Here is a 22961-nt window from a genome sequence, read left to right on the forward strand (position 1 = left end):
TCGGCGCGGCCCCGCTGGGGACCGCGCCGAAGCCCTTAGTTCCGCGGGCGCTCGCCCGAGGTGGCCACCGAGTCGCCGTACATGTCGGCGCTGGAGCCGTCGCGGGTCGTCTCGGCATAGGCGTCGACCGTCGAACCGGCCGATTGCACGCCCTGGCCGGAGGCCGCGCCGCCGGTGGTCACCGCCGCGCTGGCGTTGCGGCGGTCGGTATAGACGGCGCCGGAGCCGTAGGTGGTGGCGGAGTTCACGCTGGGGCGCTCCACCCGGCGGTCGCGGCGGTTGTCGCGGTTGGCCCGGACTTCGCCGCGGGCGCCAACCATGCCGCCGGCCACGGCGCCGTCACGGCCCGCGGAGGCGACGCCTTCGCCATAGGCCTTGGCGGTGGCGCCGGCTTGCTTTTCGCCGGCGAAGGCGGCGGGCGCCGCGCCCATAGCGAAACAGACGGCGGCGGCGGGAATGATGTGCTTCAACTTCATGATCTAGAGCTCCTGTTACGCTTGGCTCTTATTGCTTGCCCCTCGGCCGAAAGAACTTCGCCCCGCGACATATGTTCCGGTTTGGAGAAGTATAATTTTCTGCTTCGCTTGTTCATCTAGCGTTCAAGTTCCTAAATACTTCAAATAAACTCAAACACCGGGAGGGGTTTCCCCGAGCTCCGGCTTCGCTTAGGACGGCGCCGAACCGCATCGGGGGACCACCATATGACCGACCTGCTTCTGCTGCCCGGCGACGGCATCGGGCCCGAGGTGACCGCCGAGGTCCGGAAGGTGGCGAAGGCCCTGACCCCGGACCTCGTCATCGATGAACGGCCGTTCGGCGGGGCGAGCTACGACGCCCACGGCCTTCCCCTGACCGACGACACCCTGACTGCGGCCAAGGCGGCCAAGGCGGTGCTGATGGGCGCGGTGGGCGGACCGAAGTGGGCGGACGCTCCGCGCGACCGGCGGCCGGAGGCCGGCCTCCTGGCCCTGCGCGCCGGCATGGAGGTGTTCGCCAACCTACGACCGGCGCTCTGCTTCGAGGCGCTGGCCGACGCCTCCAGCCTCAAGCGCGAGGTGGTCGAAGGCCTGGACTTCATGATCGTCCGGGAACTGACCGGCGGGATCTATTTCGGCAGCCCCCGCTTCATCGAGGACCTGCCCGGCGGCGGGCGGCGGGCGGTCGACACCCAGGTCTACACCACCCACGAGATCGAGCGGGTGGCGCGGGTGGCCTTCGAACTGGCCCGGGGACGGCGCAACAAGGTGCATTCGGCCGAGAAATCCAACGTCATGGATTCCGGCCTGCTCTGGCGTCAGGTGGTGAGCGACCTGCACGCCCGTGAGTATGCGGACGTCGAGCTGGAGCACATCCTGGCCGACAACGCGGCCATGCAGATCGTCAAGAACCCCAAGCAGTTCGACGTGATGGTCACCGACAACCTGTTCGGCGACATTCTGTCGGACGCCGCAGCCCAGCTGACGGGCTCGCTCGGCATGCTGCCGTCCGCGGCCCTGGGCGAGCCCGGCAAGCCTGGCCTGTACGAGCCCATCCACGGCTCGGCGCCGGACATCGCCGGCCAGGGCGTCGCCAACCCCCTCGCGGCCATCCTGTCGTTCGAGATGGCCCTCCGCTGGTCTCTGGACCGGGCCGAGGCCGCCGACCGGCTCTATGCGGCGGTGGTGAAGGCGCTGGACGGCGGCGCCCGCACCCGCGACCTGGGCGGAAACCTCTCCACCGCCCAGATGGGCGATGCGGTGGTCGCCGCCCTCTGATCTGAAAGCGGCCTCAGCCGTAGGGCCGCCCGCTGACGATCTGCTTGTTGCGCATGCGGGTCTTCGGGCCCTGCCCGCGATCGGCCTCGGTCTTGGCGGGGCGGCGGGTGTGGGTCTGGCCGTGCTGGGCCTCTGGCTCGGGATCTCCCCAGTCGAGCTGCGGGCTGTCGCCGCGGGCCTCGACGTCGTGCAGATCGAGATTGGCTGGCGTGCCGATCAGGCGCGGATCAGGCGCCGTGTCGAAACTGCGCTTTTCTCCCCCAGTTTCCGATTGTCCGTCGTCCGCGCTGGAAGAGTCCGCCTCCTCGAAGGTCGCCGCGGCCGGCCGGTCGCCCGATTGGTCGAAGGCCGCTTGAGTGTCGAAGGCCTCGTTACGCTCCGGAGCCGTGGCGCTCTGGAACCGGTTCGGATCCCGCTGGGCGTCCATCTCCGATTGCCCAACGCCGGAGCCCTGCATGCGCGCGCGGTTTGCGGCGACCGTGTCGGCGGCGGGAGTGCGCGGTTCGTCGGCCATTTCGGAGTCTCCTTGGTTTCTGGTGATCCAACCCCCAACCGCGCGGCCCGCACGCCTGTTCCGCTTGCCGCGGGCGCGGTCGCCCGCTAGGCGGGAATGCAGATGCCGTCCGCTATCGAAGCCGCCTACCAAGCCCGCCTGGCTGCGGGCGACATCGCGCCCGACCCCGCCCAGGCCGCCGCCGTCCGGGCTCTAGGGCGGCTGGAGGCCGATCTTTCAGGCGCAGAGCCCGGGCGTTTCGTAGCCCTGTTTCGCAAGCCCGAAAGCCAGCGCGGCGTGTATCTCGTGGGACCCGTGGGGCGCGGCAAGTCCATGCTGATGGACCTCTTCTTCGAGACGGCGTCCGTCGCCGCCAAGCGGCGGGTCCACTTCCACGTCTTCATGGGCGAGATCCACCGCCTGATCGACGCCTGGCGCAAGGGCGACGCGGCCGCGCGGAAAGCCCGCTTCGGCCAGCACAAGGGCGACGATCCCATCCCGCCGGTCGCCGAGGTGGTCGCCGGCCAGGCGCGGCTGCTGTGCTTCGACGAGTTCCAGGTCACCGACATCGCCGACGCCATGATCCTGGGCCGGCTGTTCGAGGCGCTGTTCGCCCGCGGCGTGACGCTGACCGCCACGTCGAACCGCTTGCCAGACGAACTCTACAAGGACGGCATCAACCGTCAGCTCTTCCTGCCGTTCATCGAACTCCTGAAGTCGAAGGTGGAGGTGGTGCGGGTGGCCGGGCCCCACGACTACCGCCTCGACCGGCTGCGCGCCGCCGGAACCTGGTTCTCGCCGAACGATCCGGACAACGAGCGCAGCTTCCTGGCGCTGTGGCGCGACATGCTGGGCGGCGAGGAGGAGGTGGGCGAGAGCCTGGAGGTGCTGGGCCGGCACGTGCACCTGCCGCACGCCGCTGGCGGGCTGGTGCGGACCTCCTTCGCCAGTCTCTGCTCTGTGGCGCTGGGCCCCAACGACTATGTGGCCATAGCCGAGCGATTCCACACCGTCTTTCTGCAGGATGTGCCGCGACTGACGCCCAGCCGCCGGGAAGAGGCCCGCCGCTTCGTCATCCTCATCGACGCCCTCTACGAGGCGAAGACCCGGCTGATCGTACTGGCCGAAACCGATCCTGCCGCTCTCTATCCCGAGGGAGACGGCGCCTTCGAGTTCGAGCGCACCGCCTCACGCCTGCAGGAGATGCGGTCGGCCGACTGGCTGCAGGACCGCGACGACGCGGCCTGAACGTCATCCCCGGGACCGCAGGCTCTCCACGAGGTCCCGCGCGTAGGGCGCCAGATCGTCCAGGTTCCGCACGCAGATGGTGAGTTCGCGCAGCGCCCAGTCGTCGCTGAGGTCCAGCACCGCCAGGTCCATGGTCCGGATCGCCCGGATCGCCGTGGTCTGGGGCACGATGCCGACCCCGACGCCGCTTTTCACCATCCGGCAGACCGCGTCGAAACTGCGAAGCTGGACGCGCAGGCGCAGCGGCCGGCCTTCGCGCGCCGCCTTGGACGCCAGGAAGCGCTGGAGAGAGCTGGCCCGGTCGAGCCCCACGAAATCCTGGTCCAGCACCTCGGAGAATGCGACCGCGCGCCGGCCGGCCAGGGCGTGATCGGCCGGCGTCACCACAACGAAGCGGTCGGAGCGGAAGGGGAAAGTCTGGAGCGCGCCGACATCCACCGTACCGGCGACGATGCCGATGTCGCCCACGCCCTCGGCGATCAGGCCGACGATCTCGTCCGACAGCCGCTCCTCCAGATCGACGCTGACCTGGGGATGTTCGGCCAGGAACCGCCCCAGCGCCTCAGGCAGGAATTCGGTCAGGGCGTTGGTGTTGGCCAGCAGACGCACCTCGCCCGATACGCCGCCCGCAAAGGCGCCCAGGTCCTCCCGCAGCCGTGCGCTCTGGACCAGGATGGCGCGGGCGTGCTTGAGCAGGGTGCGGCCCGCCGGCGTCAGGGCGACGCCTGCGCGGGAGCGGGCGAGCAGCGGCGCCCCCAGCGCCTCCTCCATATTGCGGATCCGGGTGGACGCGGCCGAGAGCGCCAGAGCGCTGCGTTCGGCCCCATGGGTGATCGAGCCGGCGTCGGCGATGTCGCAGAACAGGCGCAGGTCCGTCAGATCGAAGCGCATCCTTCGCCTCCTGCGAAGGATAACTACAGAACAAACTCATTGCGCGCTCGCGTTTTCGCGACACACTTCCCAATCGACGAAGGCTGGCCTTGACGTGGCGGCGCCCGGGCGGCGCTTTCGTTGACACCCCCCTCGGGCGGCTTAAAAGCGGAGCCGCCTTCTCGTGTTGGAAAAAGCCAAGGGTCCCATGACCGACACCCCGCGCGCCCGTCCGCTCTCGCCGCACCTGCAGGTGTGGCGCTGGCATATCACCATGTGGACCTCGATCCTGCACCGGATGACGGGTGTGGCGCTCTATGCCGGGGCGCTGATCCTGGCCGGATGGGCGATCGCGCTCGCGGCGGGGCCGGAGGTCTATGGCGCCTACAAGGCGATCCTCGGATCCCCGCTGGGCAAGCTCGTCATGTTCGGCCTGACGCTTTCGCTCTTCTATCACCTCGCCAACGGGATCCGGCACCTGGTCTGGGACGCCGGCCACGGGCTGGACGTGAAGAGCGCCAACGCCTCGGCGGTCGCCGCCTTCGCCTTCGCCGCCGCCGCCACGATCGCGGTCTGGCTGATCGCCGCCATGACGGGAGCCCTCTGATGGCCAGCTATCGCACGCCGCTTTCCCGCGCCCGCGGGCTGGGCGCCGCCAAGCACGGGGTCGGGCACTGGGTGGCCGAACGCGTGAGCGCCATCGCCCTCGTCCCGCTGGTTCTCTGGGCGGTGTTTTCGGGCCTCGCCCTGGCGCGCATGGACTATTACGGCGCCGTGGCCTGGCTGACCGGCAATCCCGTCAATCCGACCCTGCTGGTCCTGCTGATCGCCGTCGGCTTCTGGCACATGCACGCCGGCCTGCGGGTGATCGTCGAAGACTACATCGAAGAGAAGCTGAACCGCGCCGGGCTGCTGATCCTCAACCTGTTCGTCTGCGTGCTGGCCGGCGCCCTGGCCATCTTCTCCATCCTGAAGGTCGCGCTGGGAGGCGCGTTCTGATCCCATGGCGGCTTATCAATTCATCGACCACAAGTTCGACGTCGTCGTGGTGGGCGCCGGCGGCTCCGGCCTGCGCGCCGCCCTCGGCTGCGCCCAGGCGGGCCTGAAGACCGCCTGCGTCACCAAGGTCTTCCCCACCCGCTCGCACACCGTAGCGGCGCAGGGCGGGATTTCGGCCAGCCTCGGCAATATGGGCGAGGACGACTGGCGCTGGCATATGTACGACACCGTCAAGGGGTCGGACTGGCTGGGCGACCAGGACGCCATCGAATACCTGTGCCGCAACGCCCCGGCCGCCGTCTACGAGCTGGAGCACTGGGGCGTGCCCTTCAGCCGCACGGCGGACGGCAAGATCTATCAGCGCGCCTTCGGCGGCATGACCCGCAACTATGGCGAGGCCCCGATCCAGCGCACCTGCGCGGCGGCCGACCGCACCGGCCACGCCATGCTGCACACCATGTACGGCCAGAGCCTGGCGCACGACACCGAGTTCTTCATCGAGTACTTCGCCCTCGACCTGATCATGGACGAAGGCGTCTGCCGCGGCGTCACCGCCTGGAAGCTGGACGACGGCACCCTGCACCGGTTCCAGGCGCAGCTCGTGATCCTCGCCACCGGCGGGTATGGCCGGGCCTACTTCTCGGCCACCAGCGCCCACACCTGCACCGGCGACGGCGGCGGCATGGCGCTGCGCGCCGGCCTGCCCCTGCAGGACATGGAATTCGTGCAGTTTCACCCGACGGGGATCTACGGCGCCGGCTGCCTGATCACCGAGGGCGCCCGCGGCGAGGGCGGCTATCTCACCAATTCCGAGGGCGAGCGCTTCATGGAGCGCTATGCGCCGACCGTGAAGGACCTGGCGCCCCGGGACATGGTCAGCCGCGCCATGACCATCGAGATCCGCGAAGGCCGCGGGGTGGGCCCGAAGAAGGACCACATCTTCCTGCACCTGGATCACCTGGACCCGAAGATCCTGGCCGAGCGCCTGCCTGGTATCTCCGAGAGCGCCAAGATCTTCGCCGGCGTGGACGTGACCAAGGAGCCGATCCCGGTTCTGCCCACGGTGCACTACAACATGGGCGGAATTCCCACGAACTTCTATTCCGAGGTGGTCACCCGCGAGGGCGACAATCCGGACAAGGTGGTGCCTGGCCTGATGGCCGTCGGCGAGGCGGCCTGCGTGTCGGTGCACGGCGCCAACCGCCTGGGCTCCAACTCTCTGATCGACCTCGTCGTGTTCGGCCGCTCGGCGGCTCTGCGCGCCGCCGACACGATCAAGGCTGGTGCCAGTCAGCCGGAGCTGAAGCCCCACATGACCGACGGCCACCTGGCCCGCTTCGACCGCCTGCGCCACGCCAGCGGCGGCACGCCGACGGCGGCCCTGCGGCTGGAGATGCAGAAGGCCATGCAGGAGGACGCCGCAGTCTTCCGCACCGACGCCAGCCTGGCCTCGGGCGTCTCGCGCCTGAAGGCCGTGCATGAGAAGCGCGGCGACCTGAAGGTCTCGGACCGCGGCATGATCTGGAACACCGACCTGGTCGAGACCCTGGAGCTGGAGAACCTGATCGGTCAGGCCATGGTGACGGTGGTGGGCGCTCACAACCGCAAGGAAAGCCGCGGGGCCCACGCCCACGAGGACTTCCCGGAGCGCGACGACGCCGAGTGGATGAAGCACACTCTCACCTGGTTCGACGACGCCAGCGGGACGACCAAGATCGACTACCGCCCGGTGCACTCGTTCACCATGACCAACGACATCGCCTACATCCCGCCGAAGCCGCGGGTCTACTGAGCCCTTCGAGGAAGAGAGTCCGATGGTCCAACTGACCCTCCCCAAGAACTCGCGCGTCCAGAAGGGCCGGCACCACCCCGCGCCGGAAGGGGCGTCCAAGGTCAAGACGTTCAAGATCTATCGCTACGACCCGGAGTCGAGCGAGAACCCGCGCTGGGACACCTACGACGTGGACGTGGACGCCTGCGGGCCGATGGTCCTGGACGTTCTGATCCACATCAAGAACACCATGGACCCGACGCTGGCCTTCCGCCGGTCGTGCCGGGAAGGGGTCTGCGGCTCGTGCGCCATGAACATCGGCGGGCGCAACACCTTGGCCTGCACCCACGGCTGGGAGGAGGTCCCCGGCAAGGAATGCCAGATCAGCCCCCTGCCCAGCGCCTCGGTGGTGAAGGACCTGGTGCCGGACCTGACCCACTTCTACGCCCAGTACGCCTCGATCGAGCCCTGGCTGCACACCACCACGCCGGAACCCCAGGCGGAATGGCGCCAGACGCCGGAGGACCGGGAGAAGCTGGACGGCCTCTATGAGTGCATCCTCTGCGCCTGCTGCTCGACCTCCTGCCCGAGCTACTGGTGGAACGGCGAGAAGTACCTGGGCCCGGCCGCCCTGCTGCACGCCTATCGCTGGCTGATCGACAGTCGCGACGAAGCCACCGGCGAGCGGCTGGACAATCTGGAAGACCCGTTCAAGCTCTATCGCTGCCACACCATCATGAACTGCGCCCAGGTGTGCCCCAAGGGCCTGAACCCCGCCAAGGCCATCGCCGAGGTCAAGAAGATGCTGGTGGACCGGGTCGTCTGATCCGAACAGCGTTTGAAAAGTTGACGGGGCCGTCACTTTTCTGCATGGGGGCTGCATGAGCCAGTTGGACGCGCATGTGGTGATCCTGGGGGCGGGCCATGCCGGCGGCACGGCGGCCGCCCTGCTGCGCCAGTACGGCCACACCGGCAAGATCACCCTGATCGGCGAGGAACCCATCCCGCCTTATCAGCGCCCGCCGCTCAGCAAGGCCTGGTTGAAGGGCGAGGCCGACGCCGACTCCCTGGCCCTCAAGCCGCTGGAATTCTACGCCGAGCAAGACATCGATTTCCGGCCGGGCTGCACGGCGGTGAAGCTCGCCCGCTCCGACAGGGCGGTGACGCTCTCCACCGGCGAGACGATCGGCTACGACATCCTGATCATCGCCACCGGCATGCGGCCGATCCGCCTGCCGATCGAAGGCGCGGACCTGGGCGGGGTGCACACCCTTCGTACGGCCGCCGACGCCGAAGCGATCAAGGCCGACCTTGCGCCCGGCAAGCGCCTGGCCATCGTCGGCGGCGGCTATATCGGCCTGGAGGTCGCAGCCTCCGCCCGCGCCCTCGGCGCCGAGGCCGTCGTGCTGGAGCGCGAGCCCCGCATCCTGGCCCGCAGCGCCTGCGAGGCGCTGTCGAACTTCTTCCGCGACTATCACCTGGCGCGCGGCGTGCAGTTCGAGCTGGGCTGCGCCGTCGCCCGCTTCGTGGGCGAGAACGGCCATGTGACGGGCGTGGAGCTGGCCGACGGCCGCATCGTGCCTTGCGATGCGATCCTGGTGGGCGTGGGCGCGACGCCCAACGACGAGATCGCCCGCGACGCCGGCCTCGAATGCGCCCGCGGGATCGTGGTGGACCTGGAGGCCCGCACGGCCGACCCGTCGGTTTTCGCCATTGGCGACGTCACCCATCGCCCGATGCCGCACTATGATCGGATGTTCAATCCGGAGAGCGTGCCGAGCGCCCTGGAACAGGCCAAGCAGGCCGCCTGCGCCATCGTCGGCCGCCCGGCGCCGGCGCCGGAAGTGCCCTGGAACTGGTCGGACCAGTACGACCTGAAACTCCAGATCGCCGGCCTGCCGTTCGACGCCGACAGGATCCTGCTGCGCGGCGACCCGGCCGGCGCCAAGTTCGCGGTATTCCACCTGAAGGGCGATCAGGTCCAGGCGGTGGAGGCGGTCAACGCCCCGCCCGAGTTCATGATGGGCAAGATGCTCATCGCCAACCGCAAACCGGTCGACCCGGCCAAGCTTGCGGACCCGTCCATATCCATGAAAGAGGTCACCGCCTAAGCGGGGCGAAGGGGAGTAAATGGCCAAGATCACTTACATCGAGCATGACGGCGCCGAGCACGTCATCGACGTCAAGACCGGCCTGACGGTGATGGAAGGCGCGGTGAAGAACAATATCCCCGGTATCGACGCCGACTGCGGCGGCGCCTGCGCCTGCGCCACCTGCCACGTCTATGTGGACGACGCCTGGCTGGCCAAGACCGGCGAGCGCTCCGCCATGGAGGAGTCGATGCTCGACTTCGCCGAGGGCGTTCAGGAGAACAGCCGCCTCTCCTGCCAGATCAAGGTGACCGACGAGCTGGACGGCCTGGTCGTCCGCATGCCGGAAAGCCAGCACTAAGCTACGGCGCTCAGCGCACGAACACGCCCGTCAGCAGGGGCCGCGCGAAGACCGAGGGCGCGGCCTTCTGGGTGACGCCGGGCACCCAGAAGCCGAGTTCGGCGCCGGCGTTCAGGGTGGCGTTCAGCATCTGGGCGGCGATGAAGGGGTCCACCGGCCGGATCGAACCTTCGGCGACGCCGTCGGAAATCATGGCCGCGAAGCGATCGGATACCCGGTTGGCCTCATCCACCTGGACCTTGCGGATCGGCTCAGGCAGGGCGGTGAGCGCCGAGGTGCGCAACAGCGGCCCGTGCTCCGAAAGCTGGTATTCGGCCAGCGCCGCGGCCGCGCTCGAGAGCTTCAGCCACTGGTCGCCGGGCAGGGCCATGGCCAGCCTCTGGACCCGGCGCATCACCTCGAAGGTGCGGTCGAAACAGGCGACCACCAGATCGTCCTTCGCCTCGTGGTGATGATAGAAGGAGCCCTTGGTCACATTGAGCTCGGCCGAGATCTTGTCGACGGAGGCGCCGCGGTAGCCGCGCGCGTTGATCAGCCGGGTCGCCGCCAGCAGGAAGGTCTCGCGGCTTTCCTCCTGGACGGTGCGGGCGGCGAGTTCAGCCAGGGGCGCAGGCTCCGGCGCCCACTGCGCGCCGTCCACCGCCAGCCCTCCGAGGAGGATGTCGAACATCCGCTCGCGGATTCGGGGATAGTCCTCGGGGTCGTATTTCGGCAGCCAGGCGGCCGCCCAGAACAGTTGTTCCATCAAAAGGTGGGTGCGCGCCGTGCGGCGGCCGCGGCCGAGCCAGGAAAGCTCCGGCGCCTCGAAGAGCGTCCGGACCTTCCGGAACAGCTTCATATAGGCTTCCATCACCGTCGCGCGCTGGGGGTTGTTGAGCGCGCGGATGTCGGCCAGCACCGGCAGGGCCGGCGCCTCCCCCGTCGCCGTGAGGCGCAGGCGCTCCAGATAGAGCTCCAGCAACCTGTGCAGGCGGGCGGGCGGGTCGGCCTCGGAAAGCGCCGTCTCGGCCGTCTCCTGGAGCCACTGGACGCCGCGCATCATGCAGGCGGCCGCGAGGTCGTCCTTGCGCTTGAAATAATAGGTGACGCTGGTGGTCGACAGCCCGACGGCCGAGGCCGCCAGGCTGAGCGTCAGGCCCTTGACGCCGCGATGGTTCAACAGCTCGGTGGAGGCGTCGAGGATGGCCTCGCGCTTCTTCTCGTACCGGCCGGTCGAGCGGACGCCCTTACGCTGAACCATGAACCCTTCGCCGCTCCCCCGCCTCCAGAGGCGCTTCCCCAACGTAACCCCTTAGTATCCCACGGGCGGCCCGGCGCAACCGGTGTCAGCCTGAGGCGAAGGGATAGGGCGAGATCGACTTGGTGAAGTCGTCGACCGTCAGGGTGCGGTTGATCGGTTCGGCCGCCCGCTGCGGGCAGGCCGGCCGTTCGCAGATCCGGCAGGCGGGGCCGATCGGCGTGGCCACCGGGTCGCGCAGGTCGAGGCCGCGGGAATAGACCAACCGCTCGGCGTACTTGAGCTCGCAGCCCAGGCCTACCGCCAGCTCAGAATCATCGCCGGCGTAGGGCGTGGCGATGCGGCTGACCGTTCGCGAAAGGGTGAAATAGCGCTGGCCGTCCGGCGTCTCGACGATCTGGGTGACGATGCGGCCGGGCGTGCGGAAGCTGGAGTGGATGTTCCACCGGGGGCAGGTGCCGCCGAAGCGGGAGAACGGAAAGGTCGATCCCGCATAGCGCTTGGAGATGTTGCCGGCCGAATCCACCCGCAGCATGAAGAAGGGCACGCCCCGCGCCCCCGGCCGCGAGAGCGTGGTCAGCCGATGGCAGGCCTGCTCGAACGAGACGCCGAACCGCGCCCGGACCAGCTCGATGTCGTAGGCGGTGCGCTCCGCCGCCTCGTGGAAGGCGTCGTACGGCATCATGAACGCCGCCGCGAGATAGTTGGCCAGGCTCACCTTCGTCAGATTGCGCGTCGGCCGGTCCGGCGGCGCGGCCCGTTCGGCCATGGCCTCCAGCAGGGGCCCGAACTCCAGAACCGCAAGCTGATAGCCGAGGGAGAAGGAGCGCCCCGCCCCGGTCAGCACCTCGGAAAGGAACAGCCGCTTGCGGTGGTGGTCGTAGCGGCGGACCGATTCCGGTAGCACCTCCAACGGCACCACCCGCACCTGGACGCCATGTCGCCGCGCAAGGCGCTCGCGCGCCGCGCTGGCGAAGTCCTGGGGCTCGTAGGCGAGTTCGGCCACCATCTGCTCGGCGGCCTCCTCCAGCTCGGCGAAATAGTTCTTCTGGGACTGGATGTAGTCGCGGATCCAGTCCGAGGGCGTCACCACCGGCGCAGGTCCCGCGCCCTCTTCAGGGCGGCCGAGCTGGCCCAGATCGGCCAGCCGCCGCTGGTCGAGATAGGCCCGATACAGCCGGACGATGGCTTCGGAAACGCCAGGGGCGGAGTCGGCCACCTCGGCGACCTCGTGGCGGGCGACGCCCAGGTCGCGGAACATCTGGTCGGAGAAGACCTCGGTCAGGCCGGTGGCCGAGGCCGATTCCGGGTCGGCCGAGAGACTCTTCAGGTCGAGATCGTAGGCCTCGGCCAGGCGCAGCAGCACCTGGGCCGTCACCGGCCTCTGGTTCCGCTCGAGCAGGTTCAGATAGCTGGGGGAGACCCCCAGATCCTCGGCCATGCGCGTCTGGGTGAGGCCGAGATCCCGGCGCAGGCGCTTCAGCCGGGCGCCCAGGAACAGCTTGCGATCGGTGGAGACGGCCATGAGTCTTGTTGTCACAGATTTACAAGTTTTACAAGGTCGCGCTGTGACAGAATGGCCTTTTGGCAACTGCGTTAAGGCTTCGCGCCAGCAATCTCAAGCGTTAGGACGCTGCAACGGCTTGTCACAACCGACCGGCGCCCATTCGCGGAAGAGTACAGATGCCCTACCAAGACCATATCATCGAGATGAGCCAGCTCATCAAAGGCAAGAACGGGACCTGGGACGGGATCGATCCGGAAGCCGTGGCCCGCATGCGCATGCAGAACCGGTTCAAGACCGGCCTGGAGATCGCCAAGTACACGGCCGACATCATGCGCAAGGACATGGCGGCCTATGACGCCGACCCGGCCAACTACACCCAGTCGCTGGGCTGCTGGCATGGCTTCGTCGCCCAGCAGAAGCTGATCTCGATCAAGAAGCACTTCGGCACCACCAAGCAGCGCTACATCTACCTGTCGGGCTGGATGGTCGCGGCCCTGCGCTCGGAGTTCGGCCCGCTGCCGGACCAGTCGATGCACGAGAAGACCTCGGTCCCAGCCCTGATCGAAGAGATCTACACCTTCCTGAAGCAGGCCGACGCCCGCGAGCTCGGCATGCTGTTCCGCGACCTCGACGCCGCCCGCAAGGCCGGCGACAAGGCCAAGGAGCAGAAGCTGATCGACGCGATCGACAACTACGAAACCCACGTGGTGCCGATCATCGCCGACATCGACGCCGGGTTCGGCAACGCCGAGGCGACCTATCTGCTGGCCAAGAAGATGATCGAGGCCGGCGCCTGCGCCCTGCAGATCGAGAACCAGGTCTCGGACGAGAAGCAGTGCGGCCACCAGGACGGCAAGGTCACGGTCCCGCATGAGGACTTCATCCAGAAGATCCGCGCCCTGCGCTACGCCTTCCTCGAAATGGGCGTCGACAACGGCATCATCGTCGCGCGGACCGACTCCCTCGGCGCGGGCCTGACCAAGCAGATCGCCTTCTCCAAGGAGCCGGGCGACCTGGGCGACCAGTACAACGCCTTCCTGGACTGCGAAGAGATCGACGCGACGCAGGTCGGCAACGGCGACGTCGTGATCACCCGCAACGGCAAGCTGCTGCGTCCCAAGCGCCTGCCCTCGAACCTCTTCCAGTTCCGCGAAGGCACCGGCGCCGACCGCTGCGTGCTCGACTGCATCACCTCGCTGCAGAACGGCGCGGACCTGCTGTGGATCGAGACCGAGAAGCCGCACATCGAGCAGATCGCGAGCATGGTCGACCGCATCCGCGAGGTCATCCCGAACGCCAAGCTCGCCTACAACAACTCGCCGTCCTTCAACTGGACGCTGAACTTCCGTCAGCAGGTGTTCGACGCCTGGCAGGCGGCGGGCAAGGACGTCTCGGCCTATGACCGCGAGAAGCTGATGAGCGTGGACTACGACGCCACCGACCTGGCGATCGAGGCGGACGAGAAGATCCGCACCTTCCAGCGCGACGCGGCCAAGCGGGCAGGCATCTTCCACCACCTGATCACCCTGCCGACCTACCACACGGCCGCCCTGTCCACGGACAACCTGGCCAAGCGGTACTTCGGCGACGACGGCATGCTGGGCTACGTCAAGAACGTCCAGCGCGAGGAGATCCGCCAGGGCATCGCCTGCGTGAAGCACCAGAACATGTCGGGCTCGGACATCGGCGACGACCACAAGGAATACTTCGCGGGCGAAGCGGCCCTGAAGGCCGGCGGCGTCCACAACACGATGAACCAGTTCGCCTGACCACAGAACCGACCCCCGCCTCCGGGCGGGGGAGGAGCAAGGACCATGACGACGGAACGCTATTGGGTTGTCGGAGGGCAGTACGCCTGCACCCGCTTTTCCGAGCTGAACGGCGCGCCCCAGGCTCTGGGGCCCTACCGGACGCGCGAGGAGGCCAAGGAGGTCTGGAAGCGTCTCTCCCAGGAGACCCGCAGCCAGGCGACCACGCGTTACTCCATCGCCGCCGAGCAGATCGTATTGCCGGCGTGACGGGCCAGGGCTCCTGACGCCACAGAGTCTCTCCTGGAGCCCGTCCGGCCTTGCGTGTCGGGCGGGCTCATTTTTTGATTTCAGGCCGCCGGGCGCCTAAGTCCCGGAGATCAAGGATCTTCGCCATGACCGTCGATGTCGCCCCCCGTTCGCCCGTCGAGCTGAAGGGTCCCGTGGAGGGTCGCGCCGCTGAGGTGCTGACTCCCGAAGCGCTGGTCTTCCTGGGCGAGCTGCACCGCCGGTTCAACGACCGCCGCCTGGAGCTTCTCGCCCGCCGCGCCGAGCGCCAGACCCAATTCGACCGCGGCGAGAAGCCCGACTTCCTGCCCGAGACCAAGTCGATCCGCGAGGGCGACTGGAAGGTCGCGCCGATCCCCGCCGATCTGCAGGACCGCCGGGTGGAGATCACCGGCCCCGTCGACCGCAAGATGATCATCAACGCGCTGAACTCCGGCGCCCGGGTGTTCATGGCCGACTTCGAAGACGCCTCCTCCCCCACCTGGGAGAACATGGTCGAAGGCCAGGTGAACCTGAAAGACCGCTGGGCCGGCAAGCTGGGCTTCACCGACCCGAACAGCGGCAAGTCCTATGCGCTGAAGGACAAGGTCGCGACCCTGATCGTCCGCCCTCGCGGCTGGCACCTGCCGGAAGCCCACGCCCTGGTGGACGGGGAGGAGATGAGCGGCTCGCTCTTCGACTTCGGCCTCTATTTCTTCCACAACGCCAAGGCGACGCTGGCCGCCGGCACGGGTCCCTACTTCTACCTGCCGAAGATGGAGAGCCATCTGGAGGCCCGGCTCTGGAACGAGGTCTTCGTCTACGCGCAGGAAGCGCTGGGCGTGCCGAACGGGACCATCAAGGTCACGGTGCTGATCGAGACCCTGCCGGCCGCCTTCGAGATGGACGAGATCCTCTACGAGCTGCGCGACCACATGGCGGGCCTGAACTGCGGCCGCTGGGACTATATCTTCTCCTACATCAAGCGCCTGGGCCGGCAGTCCGACGCCCTGACTCCCGACCGCGCGGTGATGGGCATGGGCTCGGCCTTCCTGGCCGCCTATTCGCTGAAGCTGATCCAGACCTGCCACCGCCGCGGCGCCTTCGCCATGGGCGGCATGGCGGCCCAGATCCCGGTCAAGGGCGACGACGACGCCAACCAGGCGGCCTTCGCCAAGGTCCGCGCCGACAAGGAGCGCGAGGCCAATAACGGCCACGACGGCACCTGGGTGGCCCACCCCGACCTCGTCCCCGTGGCCATGGAGGTGTTCGACCGGGTCATGCCGACGCCCAACCAGCTTTCCAAGCTGCGCGAGGACGTGACCGTCACCCGCGAGGATCTGCTGAAGGTCCACGAGGGCGAACGCACCGAGCACGGCCTACGCGAAAACATCCGCGTCGGCGTGCAGTACATCGAGGCCTGGCTGCGCGGCCGCGGGGCTGTGCCGCTCTACAACCTGATGGAGGACGCGGCGACCGCCGAGATCAGCCGTGCGCAGATCTGGCAGTGGATCCAGCAGAAGGCCACGCTGAACGACGGCCGCACGGTGACGCCGGAGCTCTTCAAGCAGCTTCTCGACGAGGAGATGGCGGCCCTGCGCCAGGTGCTGCCCGCCGGCGCTTTCGAGAACGGCCGCTTCGCCGAGGCGATCTCGATCTTCACCGAGATGAGCCTGTCGGACGCCTTCGAGGAGTTCCTGACCCTGCCGGCCTATCGGGCCCTGTAAGGGCTAGTAGCTCACGCCGGTGAGATAGAGCCCCTCGGCCGGGGCGACGGGACCGCAGGCCCTGCGGTCCCGGGCGGCCAGGGCAGCTTCGACGTCGGCGGCGGTCCAGCGGCCGACGCCGACCTCGGCCAGGGTGCCGGTCATGGACCGGACCTGGCGGTGCAGGAAGGATCGCGAGGCGAACTCCAGCAGCACATAGTCGCCCGCCCGTCGCACGGCGGCGAGGTCCAGCGTCTTCATCGGCGACTTCGCCTGGCACTGCAGGTCGCGGAAGGTGGTGAAGTCGTGATGGCCGACAAGCACCTGGGCGGCCTGGTGCATCGCCTCCGCGTCCAGCGGCTTGCGGAAATGCCAGACCCGGCCCTGATCGAGAGCCGGCGGGCTCGGCCGATTGAGGATCCGATAGAGATAGCGCCGCTCCTTGGCCGAGAAGCGAGCGTGCCAGTCGCCCTCCGCCACCGCCGCCTCGAGCACCACGATCGGTTCGGGGACGAGGTGGGCGTTCAGCGCATTGCGCACCACCTCCGCGGGCCAGTCCTTCTCCAGATCGACATGGATCACCTGCCCGGTGGCGTGAACGCCGGTGTCTGTGCGGCCGGCCGCTTGCAGGCGCAGGGTCTCGCCGCAGAACGCCTTCACCGCCCGTTCGATGGAAGCCTGGATGGTGGGCAGGTCGCCCTGTGCCTGGAAGCCCTTGTACGGGCCGCCGTCATACTCGAGCGTCAAGCGGTAGCGCGGCATCAGCCGAACCTCGTTCCGGCCGCAACCGGACGGCCCCGCAGGAAGGCCTCGGCGTCCTGGGGACCGCGTCCTTCGCGCTGCACGCGCAGCAGGCGCACCGCCCCTTCCCCGCAGGCGACCAGCAGGGCGTCGTCCAGCAGGGTTCCCGGCGCACCCTCGCCTTCTTCTGCGCGCGACAGCAGGGCCTTGACCCGCACCGGGCCCTTTTCGGTCGGCAGCTCGAACCAGGCCCCGGGAAACGGCGAGAGGCCGCGGATCTTCCGGTCCACCTCGACCGCCGGCCTGTCCCAACGGATGCGCGCTTCCTTGTTGCGGATCTTCTTGGCGTAGGTGACGCCCTCGGGCTCCTGCGGGACGGCGCGGGCCTCGCCCTGCTCCACCGCCGCCAGGGCGCGCGTCAGCAGGCCAGCGCCGGCTTCGGCGAGGCGATCATGGAGGGTTCCGGCGGTCTCCAGGGCGTCGATGCGCAGGGTCTCGGAGGCGAGCACCGGCCCCTCGTCCAGGCCTTCCGTCATCTCCATGACCTGCACGCCGGTCACGCGGTCGCCGGCCATGATGGCCCGCTGGATCGGGGCGGCGCCTCGCCAGCGCGGCAGCAGCGAAGCGTGGAGGTTGAAGCAGCCGAACCTGGGCGCTTCCAGGATTTCCCGCGGCAGGATCTGACCGAAGGCGACGACCACGCCGGCGTCCAGGTCCAGGGCGCGGAACGCCTCGACCTCGGCGGGGTCGCGCATGGAGGCGGGTGTTCGCACAGGGATTCCGTGCGCCTCGGCATAGGCGTGCACCGGCGAGGGCCGCAGCGCCTGGCCCCGGCCGCGCGGCGCAGGGGGTTGGGAATAGACACAGGCGACCTCGTGGCCGGCCTCGACCAGGGCGGCGAGGGCGGCGACGGCGAAATCGGGCGTTCCCAGGAAGGCGAGGCGCATGGCGGCTCGGGTTTAGCCGCAGCGGCGGATTTTCGGAACCCGCTGCGAAGCTTGGCCGTTAGCGGCCTGAAAGGAGCACGCCATGCATCGCATCCTGATCATCGCCCTGGCCGCCGCCGGCCTCGTCGCGTGTTCGCCCGCGGACCGGGCAGAAACCAAGGCCGAGATCGAGAGCGCCGCCGACACGGCCGCCGCCGAGGCCAAGGCGCTGGCCGACAACGAACGCCTCAAGGCCGCAGGGGCCGAGGTGAAGGAAGCCGCCAAGCAGGCCGGTTCGGAGGCGAAGGAGGCGCTCGGCGAAGCCCGGCAGACGATCCACGAGGCGACCGCCCCGGACGCCTCGGAGAAGGCCAGTCAATAGTCCCGACCGGAGCGTCATCCCGGTTTGCGCAGCAAGACCGGGACCCATGAACACCCGATCACGCCAGATACGGGGCGCCCCAGCCCTCTTCCGCAAAGACGGCGCGAATGGGTCCCGGATAGCCGCTGCGTGCTTTCCGGGATGACACTGGGAATTAGGCCGCGCGGGCCTGCTTCTTCACCTTGGCCACAGCCCGGTCGCGCTTCAGGCGCGAGAGATGGTCGATGAACAGCACGCCTTCCAGGTGATCCATCTCGTGCTGGATGCAGACGGCGAACAGGCCCTCGGCGTCCTCGACGATCTCCTCGCCCTGGTAGTTGAGGTACTTCAGCTTCACCCGCGCCGGCCGCTCGACCTCGTCGTAGATCTCCGGGATCGAAAGGCAGCCTTCCTCGTAGGGGGCTGTTTCGTCCGAGGCCCAGAGGATTTCGGGGTTCACGAAATAGCGGGGCTGCGGCTCTTCGTCCGGGCGAGCGAGGTCCATGACGATCACCCGTTTGGGCACGCCGATCTGGATGGCGGCCAGGCCGATGCCGGGGGCGGCGTACATCGTCTCGAGCATGTCGTCCATGAGTGCGCGCAGGGCGTCGTCGACCTTTTCAACGGGCTCGGAGACCTGCTTCAGGACGGGGTTCGGAACGACGAGGATTTCGCGCAAGGCCATGACGGGGAGGTAGTTTCCCTATGTCCGAGCGTCAAGGTGGGACATCGCCGCGGCGAGTTCACGCCTCGTCGCCGCCGACGATCCGCATCTGCGGCGCCAGCTTGGCCAGCGGCCGCACGCCGGTCTCCACGGCGCCGAGTTCAGGCAGGTCGCGACCTTCGTGATCGACCTTCAAGTCCTCGAAGCGCCGGGCCTGGGTCATCACCTGGGTCTCCAGCGAGCCCACGAACTGGTTGTATCTGCCGACCGCCTGCTCCAGCGCCTTGCCGACGCCGGCCGCATGGCCGCCCATCACCGAGATGCGCTTGTAGAGCTCGCGACCGAGCTTCGAGATCTCCTGGGCGTTGGCCGCCTGCTCCTCGACGCGCCAGCCGTAGACCACGGCCTTGCAGAGGGCGAAGAGCGTGGTGGGCGTCACCACCAGAACCCGGCGGTCCATGGCTTCGGTCATCAGGTCCGGCGCGCGCTCCAGCGCCGCGGCCAGGAAGCTGTCGCCGGGGATGAACATGGCCACGAAATCCGGCGAGGCCGTGAACTGGTCCCAATAGGCCTTGGCCGAAAGCCCCTGCATGTGGGCCCGCACGCTCTGGGCGTGGCGCGCATAGGCCGCGTCGCGCACGGCTTCGTCCGCCGCGTCCTGAGCCTCCAGGAAGGCGTTCAGCGAACACTTGGCGTCGATGACGAACACCGCCCCGCCCGGCAGACGCACGGTCACGTCCGGCCGGCGACGGCCTTCCTCGGTGTCTGTTCCCGTCTGTTCGTCGAAATCGTAGTGCTTGGAAAGGCCGGCGGCCTCCAGCACGTTGCGCAGCGTCTGCTCGCCCCAACGCCCCTGGACGCCGGCGCCGCGGCGCAGGGCGGCCGAGAGCTTGCGCGCCTCCTCCTGAGTGGCGGTGGAGGCGGCCAGCAGCTGGGCGATCTGGGCCTTCAGGCCCCCGGTCTCCTCGGCCCGAGTCTTCTCGACCGCCACCACCTGTTCCTGGAACTTGGCCAGCGTCTCCGCCACGGGCTTCAGCTGCGCCTCCAGCCTCGCCTGGGCCAGCTGCTCACGGCTGTGGAAGGTCTCGTCCGCGCGCTTCAGAACCTGGGCTGCGATAGCCTCCGCCGCCTGAGCCTGCAGGAAGGCGGCGTTCTTCTCCGCCTGGTCCTCCAGCACCCTGGCGCGGGCCGCCGCCTCCTGAAGTTCCCAGGCGCGCGCCTCGGCGCGATTGGCCCGAGCACGCTCGAGAAAGGCCCAGGCGAACCCGACCGCAGCGGCGGCCGTGGCGGCGAACGCGAGAAGAAGCTCGAAGTTCATGCTACGTTCTTTAGCCGGAGTCGGGCGTAGGCGCTAGGCCGGCCGCCGGGCGCGAAGCGCCTGGGCGATAGTGCCGTCGTCCAGCCAGTCGAGTTCGCCACCGACCGGCACGCCGCGGGCCAGCATGGTGACGGCGACATTGGCCCCTGCCAGCCGCTCGGCGAGATAGTGAGCTGTGGTCTGGCCGTCGACGGTGGCGGGAAGGGCAAGCACCACCTCCAGCACCTGCGGCTCGCCCGCGCGGGCGATCAGGGGACCGACGCGCAGGGCGTCCGGGCCCATCCCGTCCAGGGCCGAAAGCAGGCCACCAAGCACGTGATAGCGGCCGCGGAAGGCGGCGGCTCGTTCCATCGCCCAAAGCGCCCCGACCTCCTCCACCACGCAGATCAGCGAGGCGTCGCGCTGGGGGTCGGAACAGATGGCGCAGGGATCCTGAGTGTCGAGCGACCCGCAGACGCTGCAGGTTTTCACCCGCTCGGCGGCCACCGACAGGGCCTCCGCCAGAGGCAGCAGCAGCTGGTCGCGCCGCTTGAGCAGGGCCAGGCTCGCGCGGCGGGCCGACCGCGGCCCCATGCCCGGCAGCTTGGCGAGCAGGCCGATCAGCCGCTCGATCTCGGGTCCAGCGGAGCCTGCCAATTCAGAACTTCGGCATGCCGGGCAGGCCCATGCCGGCGAGCGGACCGGCGGCCTGTCGCATCAGTTCGGCCTGTTCGGCGTCGAGCTTGCGCTTGGCGTCGGCATGGGCCGCGACGATCAGGTCCGACAGCACGTCGGCCTCGCCGGGGACCAGCAAGCTTTCGTCCATGTCCACGCCGGAAAGCTCGCCCGTGCCCTTCAGCGTCACCTTGACCATGCCGCCGCCGGAGGTGCCTTCCACAGTCAGCTCGGCGAGCCGCGCCTGGGCGTCGGCCAGCTTCTGCTGCATGGCCTGGGCCTGCTTCATGATGGAGCCGAGATCTTTCATGGTACGGGCCTCACTCGTCTTCGTCCTCGTCCGGGGCGTCCGTCAGGGTGGAGGCCTCGGGCTGGGGCAGGTTGCGCACGCTGACGATCTCGGCGCCGGGGAACGCCTCCATCACCGAGCGGATGAAGGGATCGGCCTCGATCTCGGCGCGGACTTCGCGTTCCTCGCGCTTCTGGCGCTCCCAGGCGCTTTCGGCCCCGCCGCCGCCCTGGGCGGCGATCAGCCAGGGTTGGCCGGTCCATTCCTTCAGGCGCGAGACGAGGCGCTGGGCGAGGTTGGCCGGCGCCCCGGGCGCCGGCTCGTATTCCAGCACGCCGGGGCGGAAGGCGATCGGGCGGACATAGCGCTCCACGTCGAGGCGCAGGGTGATGTCGCGCTTCTTCTCGATCAGGGCCAGGACGTCGGCGAAGGACTGCAGGGTCGGCGCCGGCTCGGCGGCCTGCGGCTGGGGCGCGACCATCCGGGCCTGGGCGACGACGCCCCCGCCCCCGCCCATGGCCGATCCGCCGCCGGAACCGCCGCCCGACGGCCCGCCGGGATTGAGAGGCTCGCCGCTCTGCAGGCGCTTCAGCGCCTCCTCCGGCCCCGGCAGGTCGGCGGCGTAGGCCAGCCGGATCAGCACCATGTCACAGGCCGCCGCGGCGTCGGGCGCGCGACGCACTTCGTCATAGGCCCGCAGCATCATCTGCCAGATGCGCGAGAGCGCGCCGGCCGAAACCGCAGCTCCCACGGCGGCGAGCCGCTGGGCCTGCTCCTTGGGCAGGGTCAGCGCCTGGACCCCGACCGCCTTGGCGACGGACGCCCCATGGCAGTGCTCCAGCAGGTCCAGCATCACCTGACCCGGATCGGCGCCGAAGCCGTAGAGCGTGCGGAAGGTCTCGATGGCGGGGCCAGCCTCGCCGCGCATCACCTGCTCGAGCAGGGTGATGGTCTGGGCCCGGTCGGCCAGGCCCAGCATGTCGCGGATCGAGGCGGCGGTGACCGTCTGGCCCGGCTCGGCCTGGACGATGGCCTGGTCCAGCATGGACTGGGCGTCGCGCACGGAGCCTTCCGCCGCCCGGGCGATCAGCAGAAGCCCCTCGTGCTCCACCCGCGCGCCCTCATTCTCGGCGATCATCTCCAGGTTCCTGACGATCACCTCAGGCTCCACCCGGCGCAGGTCGAAGCGCTGGCAGCGGGAGAGGATCGTCACCGGCACCTTCCGGATCTCGGTGGTGGCGAAGATGAACTTGGCGTGCGGCGGCGGCTCTTCCAGGGTCTTCAGCAAGGCGTTGAATGCGCCCGTGGAGAGCATGTGCACTTCGTCGATGATATAGACCTTGTAGCGCGCCTCGACCGGCGCATAGCGCACCCCGTCCAGCAGCTCGCGCATGTCGGCCACGCCGGTGCGACTGGCGGCGTCCAGCTCCAGCACGTCCATGTGCCGGCCCTCGATGATGGCGCGGCAGTGGCGGCCTTCTTCGGCGAGGTCGAGGCTGGGTTCGTGGAGCGCGTCGGTCTCGTAGTTAAGGGCGCGGGCCAGCAGGCGCGCGGTGGTGGTCTTGCCCACCCCGCGCACGCCGGTCAGCATGAAGGCGTGGGCGATCCGCCGGGAGGCGAAGGCGTTGCGCAGGGTGCGCACCATCGCCTCCTGGCCGTAGAGGTCCTCGAAGGTCCGGGGCCGGTACTTGCGGGCGATGACGGTGTAGGCGGCCGATTCGTCGGCGGGCGCCGGCGCTGGCGGCGCGCCGAACATGTCCGAGGTGTTGGGGTCACGCTCGGGCGTCGCGTCTTCGAGCGTGAGGTCTTCGTCGGCCATAAGCGCCAGAGTAAGGGGTAGGTGGAGACCGGACAACGACCCGGAGCGTAACTCGTTACGGCTGCTTCCTTCCGGACCTGACCGGGTTGGCGAGGCGTCCGCCCGTCGCCGATCTCCGCCCCCTATATCGCGGCCCGC

The 22961-nt window shown here is 68.8% G+C and carries 24 protein-coding genes and 1 other RNA gene; 12 read left to right on the top strand and 13 right to left on the bottom strand.

Annotated elements, in window-relative coordinates:
- Positions 1-35 precede the first annotated feature (35 nt).
- On the bottom strand, positions 36-476 hold the full coding sequence (locus ACK41C_RS03470; protein ID WP_409650520.1) for a hypothetical protein: 441 nt from the start codon (positions 474-476) through the stop codon (positions 36-38).
- 225 nt (positions 477-701) lie between these two features.
- Here ACK41C_RS03470 and leuB point away from each other — a divergent pair, with 225 nt between their 5' ends.
- On the top strand, positions 702-1754 hold the full coding sequence (gene leuB / locus ACK41C_RS03475; RefSeq protein WP_409650522.1) for a 3-isopropylmalate dehydrogenase: 1053 nt from the start codon (positions 702-704) through the stop codon (positions 1752-1754).
- Positions 1755-1767: 13 nt separating this feature from the next.
- On the opposite strand, the gene ACK41C_RS03480 is transcribed toward leuB, so the two are convergent.
- A complete protein-coding gene (locus ACK41C_RS03480) occupies positions 1768-2268 on the bottom strand; it encodes a hypothetical protein (RefSeq protein WP_409650524.1) in 501 nt (166 codons plus the stop codon).
- A gap of 102 nt (positions 2269-2370) precedes the next feature.
- Here ACK41C_RS03480 and zapE point away from each other — a divergent pair, with 102 nt between their 5' ends.
- The gene (zapE, locus tag ACK41C_RS03485) at positions 2371-3495 is read left to right on the top strand and encodes a cell division protein ZapE (protein WP_409650526.1); all 1125 of its coding nucleotides are present in this window, start codon (positions 2371-2373) and stop codon (positions 3493-3495) included.
- A 3-nt stretch (positions 3496-3498) separates the two neighbouring features.
- On the opposite strand, the gene ACK41C_RS03490 is transcribed toward zapE, so the two are convergent.
- The gene (locus tag ACK41C_RS03490) at positions 3499-4386 is read right to left on the bottom strand and encodes a LysR family transcriptional regulator (RefSeq protein WP_409650528.1); all 888 of its coding nucleotides are present in this window, start codon (positions 4384-4386) and stop codon (positions 3499-3501) included.
- A gap of 187 nt (positions 4387-4573) precedes the next feature.
- Between ACK41C_RS03490 and sdhC the strand changes: the two genes are divergently transcribed.
- The 6 genes from sdhC to ACK41C_RS03520 are packed head-to-tail and all read left to right on the top strand — an operon-like array spanning position 4574 to position 9586.
- Positions 4574-4972 (top strand): succinate dehydrogenase, cytochrome b556 subunit, encoded by a 399-nt coding sequence (sdhC, locus tag ACK41C_RS03495; RefSeq protein WP_409650531.1) that lies wholly within the window; start codon positions 4574-4576, stop codon positions 4970-4972.
- Positions 4972-5364 (top strand): succinate dehydrogenase, hydrophobic membrane anchor protein, encoded by a 393-nt coding sequence (sdhD, locus tag ACK41C_RS03500; RefSeq protein WP_409650533.1) that lies wholly within the window; start codon positions 4972-4974, stop codon positions 5362-5364. The genes sdhC and sdhD overlap by 1 nt, the downstream gene beginning before the upstream one ends.
- 4 nt (positions 5365-5368) lie before the next feature.
- A complete protein-coding gene (sdhA, locus tag ACK41C_RS03505; RefSeq protein ID WP_409650535.1) occupies positions 5369-7156 on the top strand; it encodes a succinate dehydrogenase flavoprotein subunit in 1788 nt (595 codons plus the stop codon).
- 22 nt (positions 7157-7178) lie between these two features.
- Positions 7179-7961 carry a succinate dehydrogenase iron-sulfur subunit gene (locus ACK41C_RS03510; RefSeq protein WP_409650537.1) on the top strand — a complete coding sequence of 261 codons (783 nt, stop codon included), beginning with the start codon at positions 7179-7181 and terminating at the stop codon, positions 7959-7961.
- A gap of 55 nt (positions 7962-8016) precedes the next feature.
- Positions 8017-9246: an NAD(P)/FAD-dependent oxidoreductase gene (locus ACK41C_RS03515; protein ID WP_409650539.1), complete on the top strand. Its 1230-nt coding sequence runs from the start codon at positions 8017-8019 to the stop codon at positions 9244-9246.
- A gap of 19 nt (positions 9247-9265) precedes the next feature.
- On the top strand, positions 9266-9586 hold the full coding sequence (locus ACK41C_RS03520; RefSeq protein WP_409650541.1) for a 2Fe-2S iron-sulfur cluster-binding protein: 321 nt from the start codon (positions 9266-9268) through the stop codon (positions 9584-9586).
- Positions 9587-9596: 10 nt separating this feature from the next.
- Here the strand turns inward: ACK41C_RS03520 and ACK41C_RS03525 are convergent, their stop codons facing one another.
- Positions 9597-10826 carry a TetR/AcrR family transcriptional regulator gene (locus ACK41C_RS03525; RefSeq protein ID WP_409650543.1) on the bottom strand — a complete coding sequence of 410 codons (1230 nt, stop codon included), beginning with the start codon at positions 10824-10826 and terminating at the stop codon, positions 9597-9599.
- Between the two features lie 85 nt (positions 10827-10911).
- Entirely contained in the window at positions 10912-12348 is a 1437-nt protein-coding gene (locus ACK41C_RS03530) for a short-chain fatty acyl-CoA regulator family protein (protein ID WP_409650545.1), read from the bottom strand.
- A gap of 158 nt (positions 12349-12506) precedes the next feature.
- Here ACK41C_RS03530 and ACK41C_RS03535 point away from each other — a divergent pair, with 158 nt between their 5' ends.
- From ACK41C_RS03535 to aceB, 3 genes are all read left to right on the top strand, one after another.
- Positions 12507-14099, top strand: a complete 1593-nt coding sequence (locus ACK41C_RS03535; RefSeq protein ID WP_409650547.1) for an isocitrate lyase — start codon at positions 12507-12509, stop codon at positions 14097-14099.
- A 45-nt stretch (positions 14100-14144) separates the two neighbouring features.
- Positions 14145-14348 carry a hypothetical protein gene (locus ACK41C_RS03540; protein ID WP_409650549.1) on the top strand — a complete coding sequence of 68 codons (204 nt, stop codon included), beginning with the start codon at positions 14145-14147 and terminating at the stop codon, positions 14346-14348.
- 125 nt (positions 14349-14473) lie between these two features.
- Positions 14474-16072 (top strand): malate synthase A, encoded by a 1599-nt coding sequence (aceB, locus tag ACK41C_RS03545; RefSeq protein WP_409650551.1) that lies wholly within the window; start codon positions 14474-14476, stop codon positions 16070-16072.
- A gap of 3 nt (positions 16073-16075) precedes the next feature.
- Here the strand turns inward: aceB and truA are convergent, their stop codons facing one another.
- Both truA and fmt read right to left on the bottom strand, forming a co-directional pair.
- Entirely contained in the window at positions 16076-16813 is a 738-nt protein-coding gene (truA, locus tag ACK41C_RS03550) for a tRNA pseudouridine(38-40) synthase TruA (protein ID WP_409650552.1), read from the bottom strand.
- Positions 16813-17739 (bottom strand): methionyl-tRNA formyltransferase, encoded by a 927-nt coding sequence (fmt, locus tag ACK41C_RS03555; protein WP_409650554.1) that lies wholly within the window; start codon positions 17737-17739, stop codon positions 16813-16815. The genes truA and fmt overlap by 1 nt, the downstream gene beginning before the upstream one ends.
- A gap of 82 nt (positions 17740-17821) precedes the next feature.
- Here fmt and ACK41C_RS03560 point away from each other — a divergent pair, with 82 nt between their 5' ends.
- Entirely contained in the window at positions 17822-18100 is a 279-nt protein-coding gene (locus ACK41C_RS03560) for a hypothetical protein (protein ID WP_409650556.1), read from the top strand.
- Between the two features lie 154 nt (positions 18101-18254).
- Here the strand turns inward: ACK41C_RS03560 and def are convergent, their stop codons facing one another.
- The 6 genes from def to ffs all read right to left on the bottom strand — a co-directional run bounded on the left by def (position 18255) and on the right by ffs (position 22941).
- The gene (gene def, locus ACK41C_RS03565) at positions 18255-18764 is read right to left on the bottom strand and encodes a peptide deformylase (RefSeq protein WP_409650558.1); all 510 of its coding nucleotides are present in this window, start codon (positions 18762-18764) and stop codon (positions 18255-18257) included.
- A 58-nt stretch (positions 18765-18822) separates the two neighbouring features.
- On the bottom strand, positions 18823-20061 hold the full coding sequence (locus tag ACK41C_RS03570; RefSeq protein WP_409650560.1) for a DNA recombination protein RmuC: 1239 nt from the start codon (positions 20059-20061) through the stop codon (positions 18823-18825).
- A 33-nt stretch (positions 20062-20094) separates the two neighbouring features.
- Entirely contained in the window at positions 20095-20697 is a 603-nt protein-coding gene (recR, locus tag ACK41C_RS03575; RefSeq protein ID WP_409650562.1) for a recombination mediator RecR, read from the bottom strand.
- 1 nt (position 20698) lies between these two features.
- Positions 20699-21025 carry a YbaB/EbfC family nucleoid-associated protein gene (locus ACK41C_RS03580; protein ID WP_409650564.1) on the bottom strand — a complete coding sequence of 109 codons (327 nt, stop codon included), beginning with the start codon at positions 21023-21025 and terminating at the stop codon, positions 20699-20701.
- 10 nt (positions 21026-21035) lie between these two features.
- Positions 21036-22823 carry a DNA polymerase III subunit gamma/tau gene (locus tag ACK41C_RS03585; protein ID WP_409650566.1) on the bottom strand — a complete coding sequence of 596 codons (1788 nt, stop codon included), beginning with the start codon at positions 22821-22823 and terminating at the stop codon, positions 21036-21038.
- Positions 22824-22842: 19 nt separating this feature from the next.
- An RNA gene (gene ffs / locus ACK41C_RS03590) (signal recognition particle sRNA small type) lies at positions 22843-22941 on the bottom strand.
- Positions 22942-22961: the final 20 nt, after the last annotated feature.

This window comes from Phenylobacterium sp., assembly GCF_046290725.1.
Classification (GTDB): Bacteria; Pseudomonadota; Alphaproteobacteria; order Caulobacterales; family Caulobacteraceae; genus Phenylobacterium.

Coding starts and splice junctions, on each gene's coding strand:
- ACK41C_RS03490 (WP_409650528.1), bottom strand. CDS start 4,386: ATGCGCTTCGATCTGACGGACCTGCGCCTGTTCTGCGACATCGCCGAC.
- ACK41C_RS03585 (WP_409650566.1), bottom strand. CDS start 22,823: ATGGCCGACGAAGACCTCACGCTCGAAGACGCGACGCCCGAGCGTGAC.
- truA (WP_409650552.1), bottom strand. CDS start 16,813: ATGCCGCGCTACCGCTTGACGCTCGAGTATGACGGCGGCCCGTACAAG.
- aceB (WP_409650551.1), top strand. CDS start 14,474: ATGACCGTCGATGTCGCCCCCCGTTCGCCCGTCGAGCTGAAGGGTCCC.
- ACK41C_RS03525 (WP_409650543.1), bottom strand. CDS start 10,826: ATGGTTCAGCGTAAGGGCGTCCGCTCGACCGGCCGGTACGAGAAGAAG.
- ACK41C_RS03520 (WP_409650541.1), top strand. CDS start 9,266: ATGGCCAAGATCACTTACATCGAGCATGACGGCGCCGAGCACGTCATC.
- ACK41C_RS03570 (WP_409650560.1), bottom strand. CDS start 20,061: ATGAACTTCGAGCTTCTTCTCGCGTTCGCCGCCACGGCCGCCGCTGCG.
- ACK41C_RS03530 (WP_409650545.1), bottom strand. CDS start 12,348: ATGGCCGTCTCCACCGATCGCAAGCTGTTCCTGGGCGCCCGGCTGAAG.
- ACK41C_RS03540 (WP_409650549.1), top strand. CDS start 14,145: ATGACGACGGAACGCTATTGGGTTGTCGGAGGGCAGTACGCCTGCACC.
- ACK41C_RS03480 (WP_409650524.1), bottom strand. CDS start 2,268: ATGGCCGACGAACCGCGCACTCCCGCCGCCGACACGGTCGCCGCAAAC.
- sdhC (WP_409650531.1), top strand. CDS start 4,574: ATGACCGACACCCCGCGCGCCCGTCCGCTCTCGCCGCACCTGCAGGTG.
- ACK41C_RS03510 (WP_409650537.1), top strand. CDS start 7,179: ATGGTCCAACTGACCCTCCCCAAGAACTCGCGCGTCCAGAAGGGCCGG.
- sdhD (WP_409650533.1), top strand. CDS start 4,972: ATGGCCAGCTATCGCACGCCGCTTTCCCGCGCCCGCGGGCTGGGCGCC.
- sdhA (WP_409650535.1), top strand. CDS start 5,369: ATGGCGGCTTATCAATTCATCGACCACAAGTTCGACGTCGTCGTGGTG.
- ACK41C_RS03580 (WP_409650564.1), bottom strand. CDS start 21,025: ATGAAAGATCTCGGCTCCATCATGAAGCAGGCCCAGGCCATGCAGCAG.
- ACK41C_RS03535 (WP_409650547.1), top strand. CDS start 12,507: ATGCCCTACCAAGACCATATCATCGAGATGAGCCAGCTCATCAAAGGC.
- ACK41C_RS03515 (WP_409650539.1), top strand. CDS start 8,017: ATGAGCCAGTTGGACGCGCATGTGGTGATCCTGGGGGCGGGCCATGCC.
- fmt (WP_409650554.1), bottom strand. CDS start 17,739: ATGCGCCTCGCCTTCCTGGGAACGCCCGATTTCGCCGTCGCCGCCCTC.
- leuB (WP_409650522.1), top strand. CDS start 702: ATGACCGACCTGCTTCTGCTGCCCGGCGACGGCATCGGGCCCGAGGTG.
- ACK41C_RS03560 (WP_409650556.1), top strand. CDS start 17,822: ATGCATCGCATCCTGATCATCGCCCTGGCCGCCGCCGGCCTCGTCGCG.
- def (WP_409650558.1), bottom strand. CDS start 18,764: ATGGCCTTGCGCGAAATCCTCGTCGTTCCGAACCCCGTCCTGAAGCAG.
- ACK41C_RS03470 (WP_409650520.1), bottom strand. CDS start 476: ATGAAGTTGAAGCACATCATTCCCGCCGCCGCCGTCTGTTTCGCTATG.
- zapE (WP_409650526.1), top strand. CDS start 2,371: ATGCCGTCCGCTATCGAAGCCGCCTACCAAGCCCGCCTGGCTGCGGGC.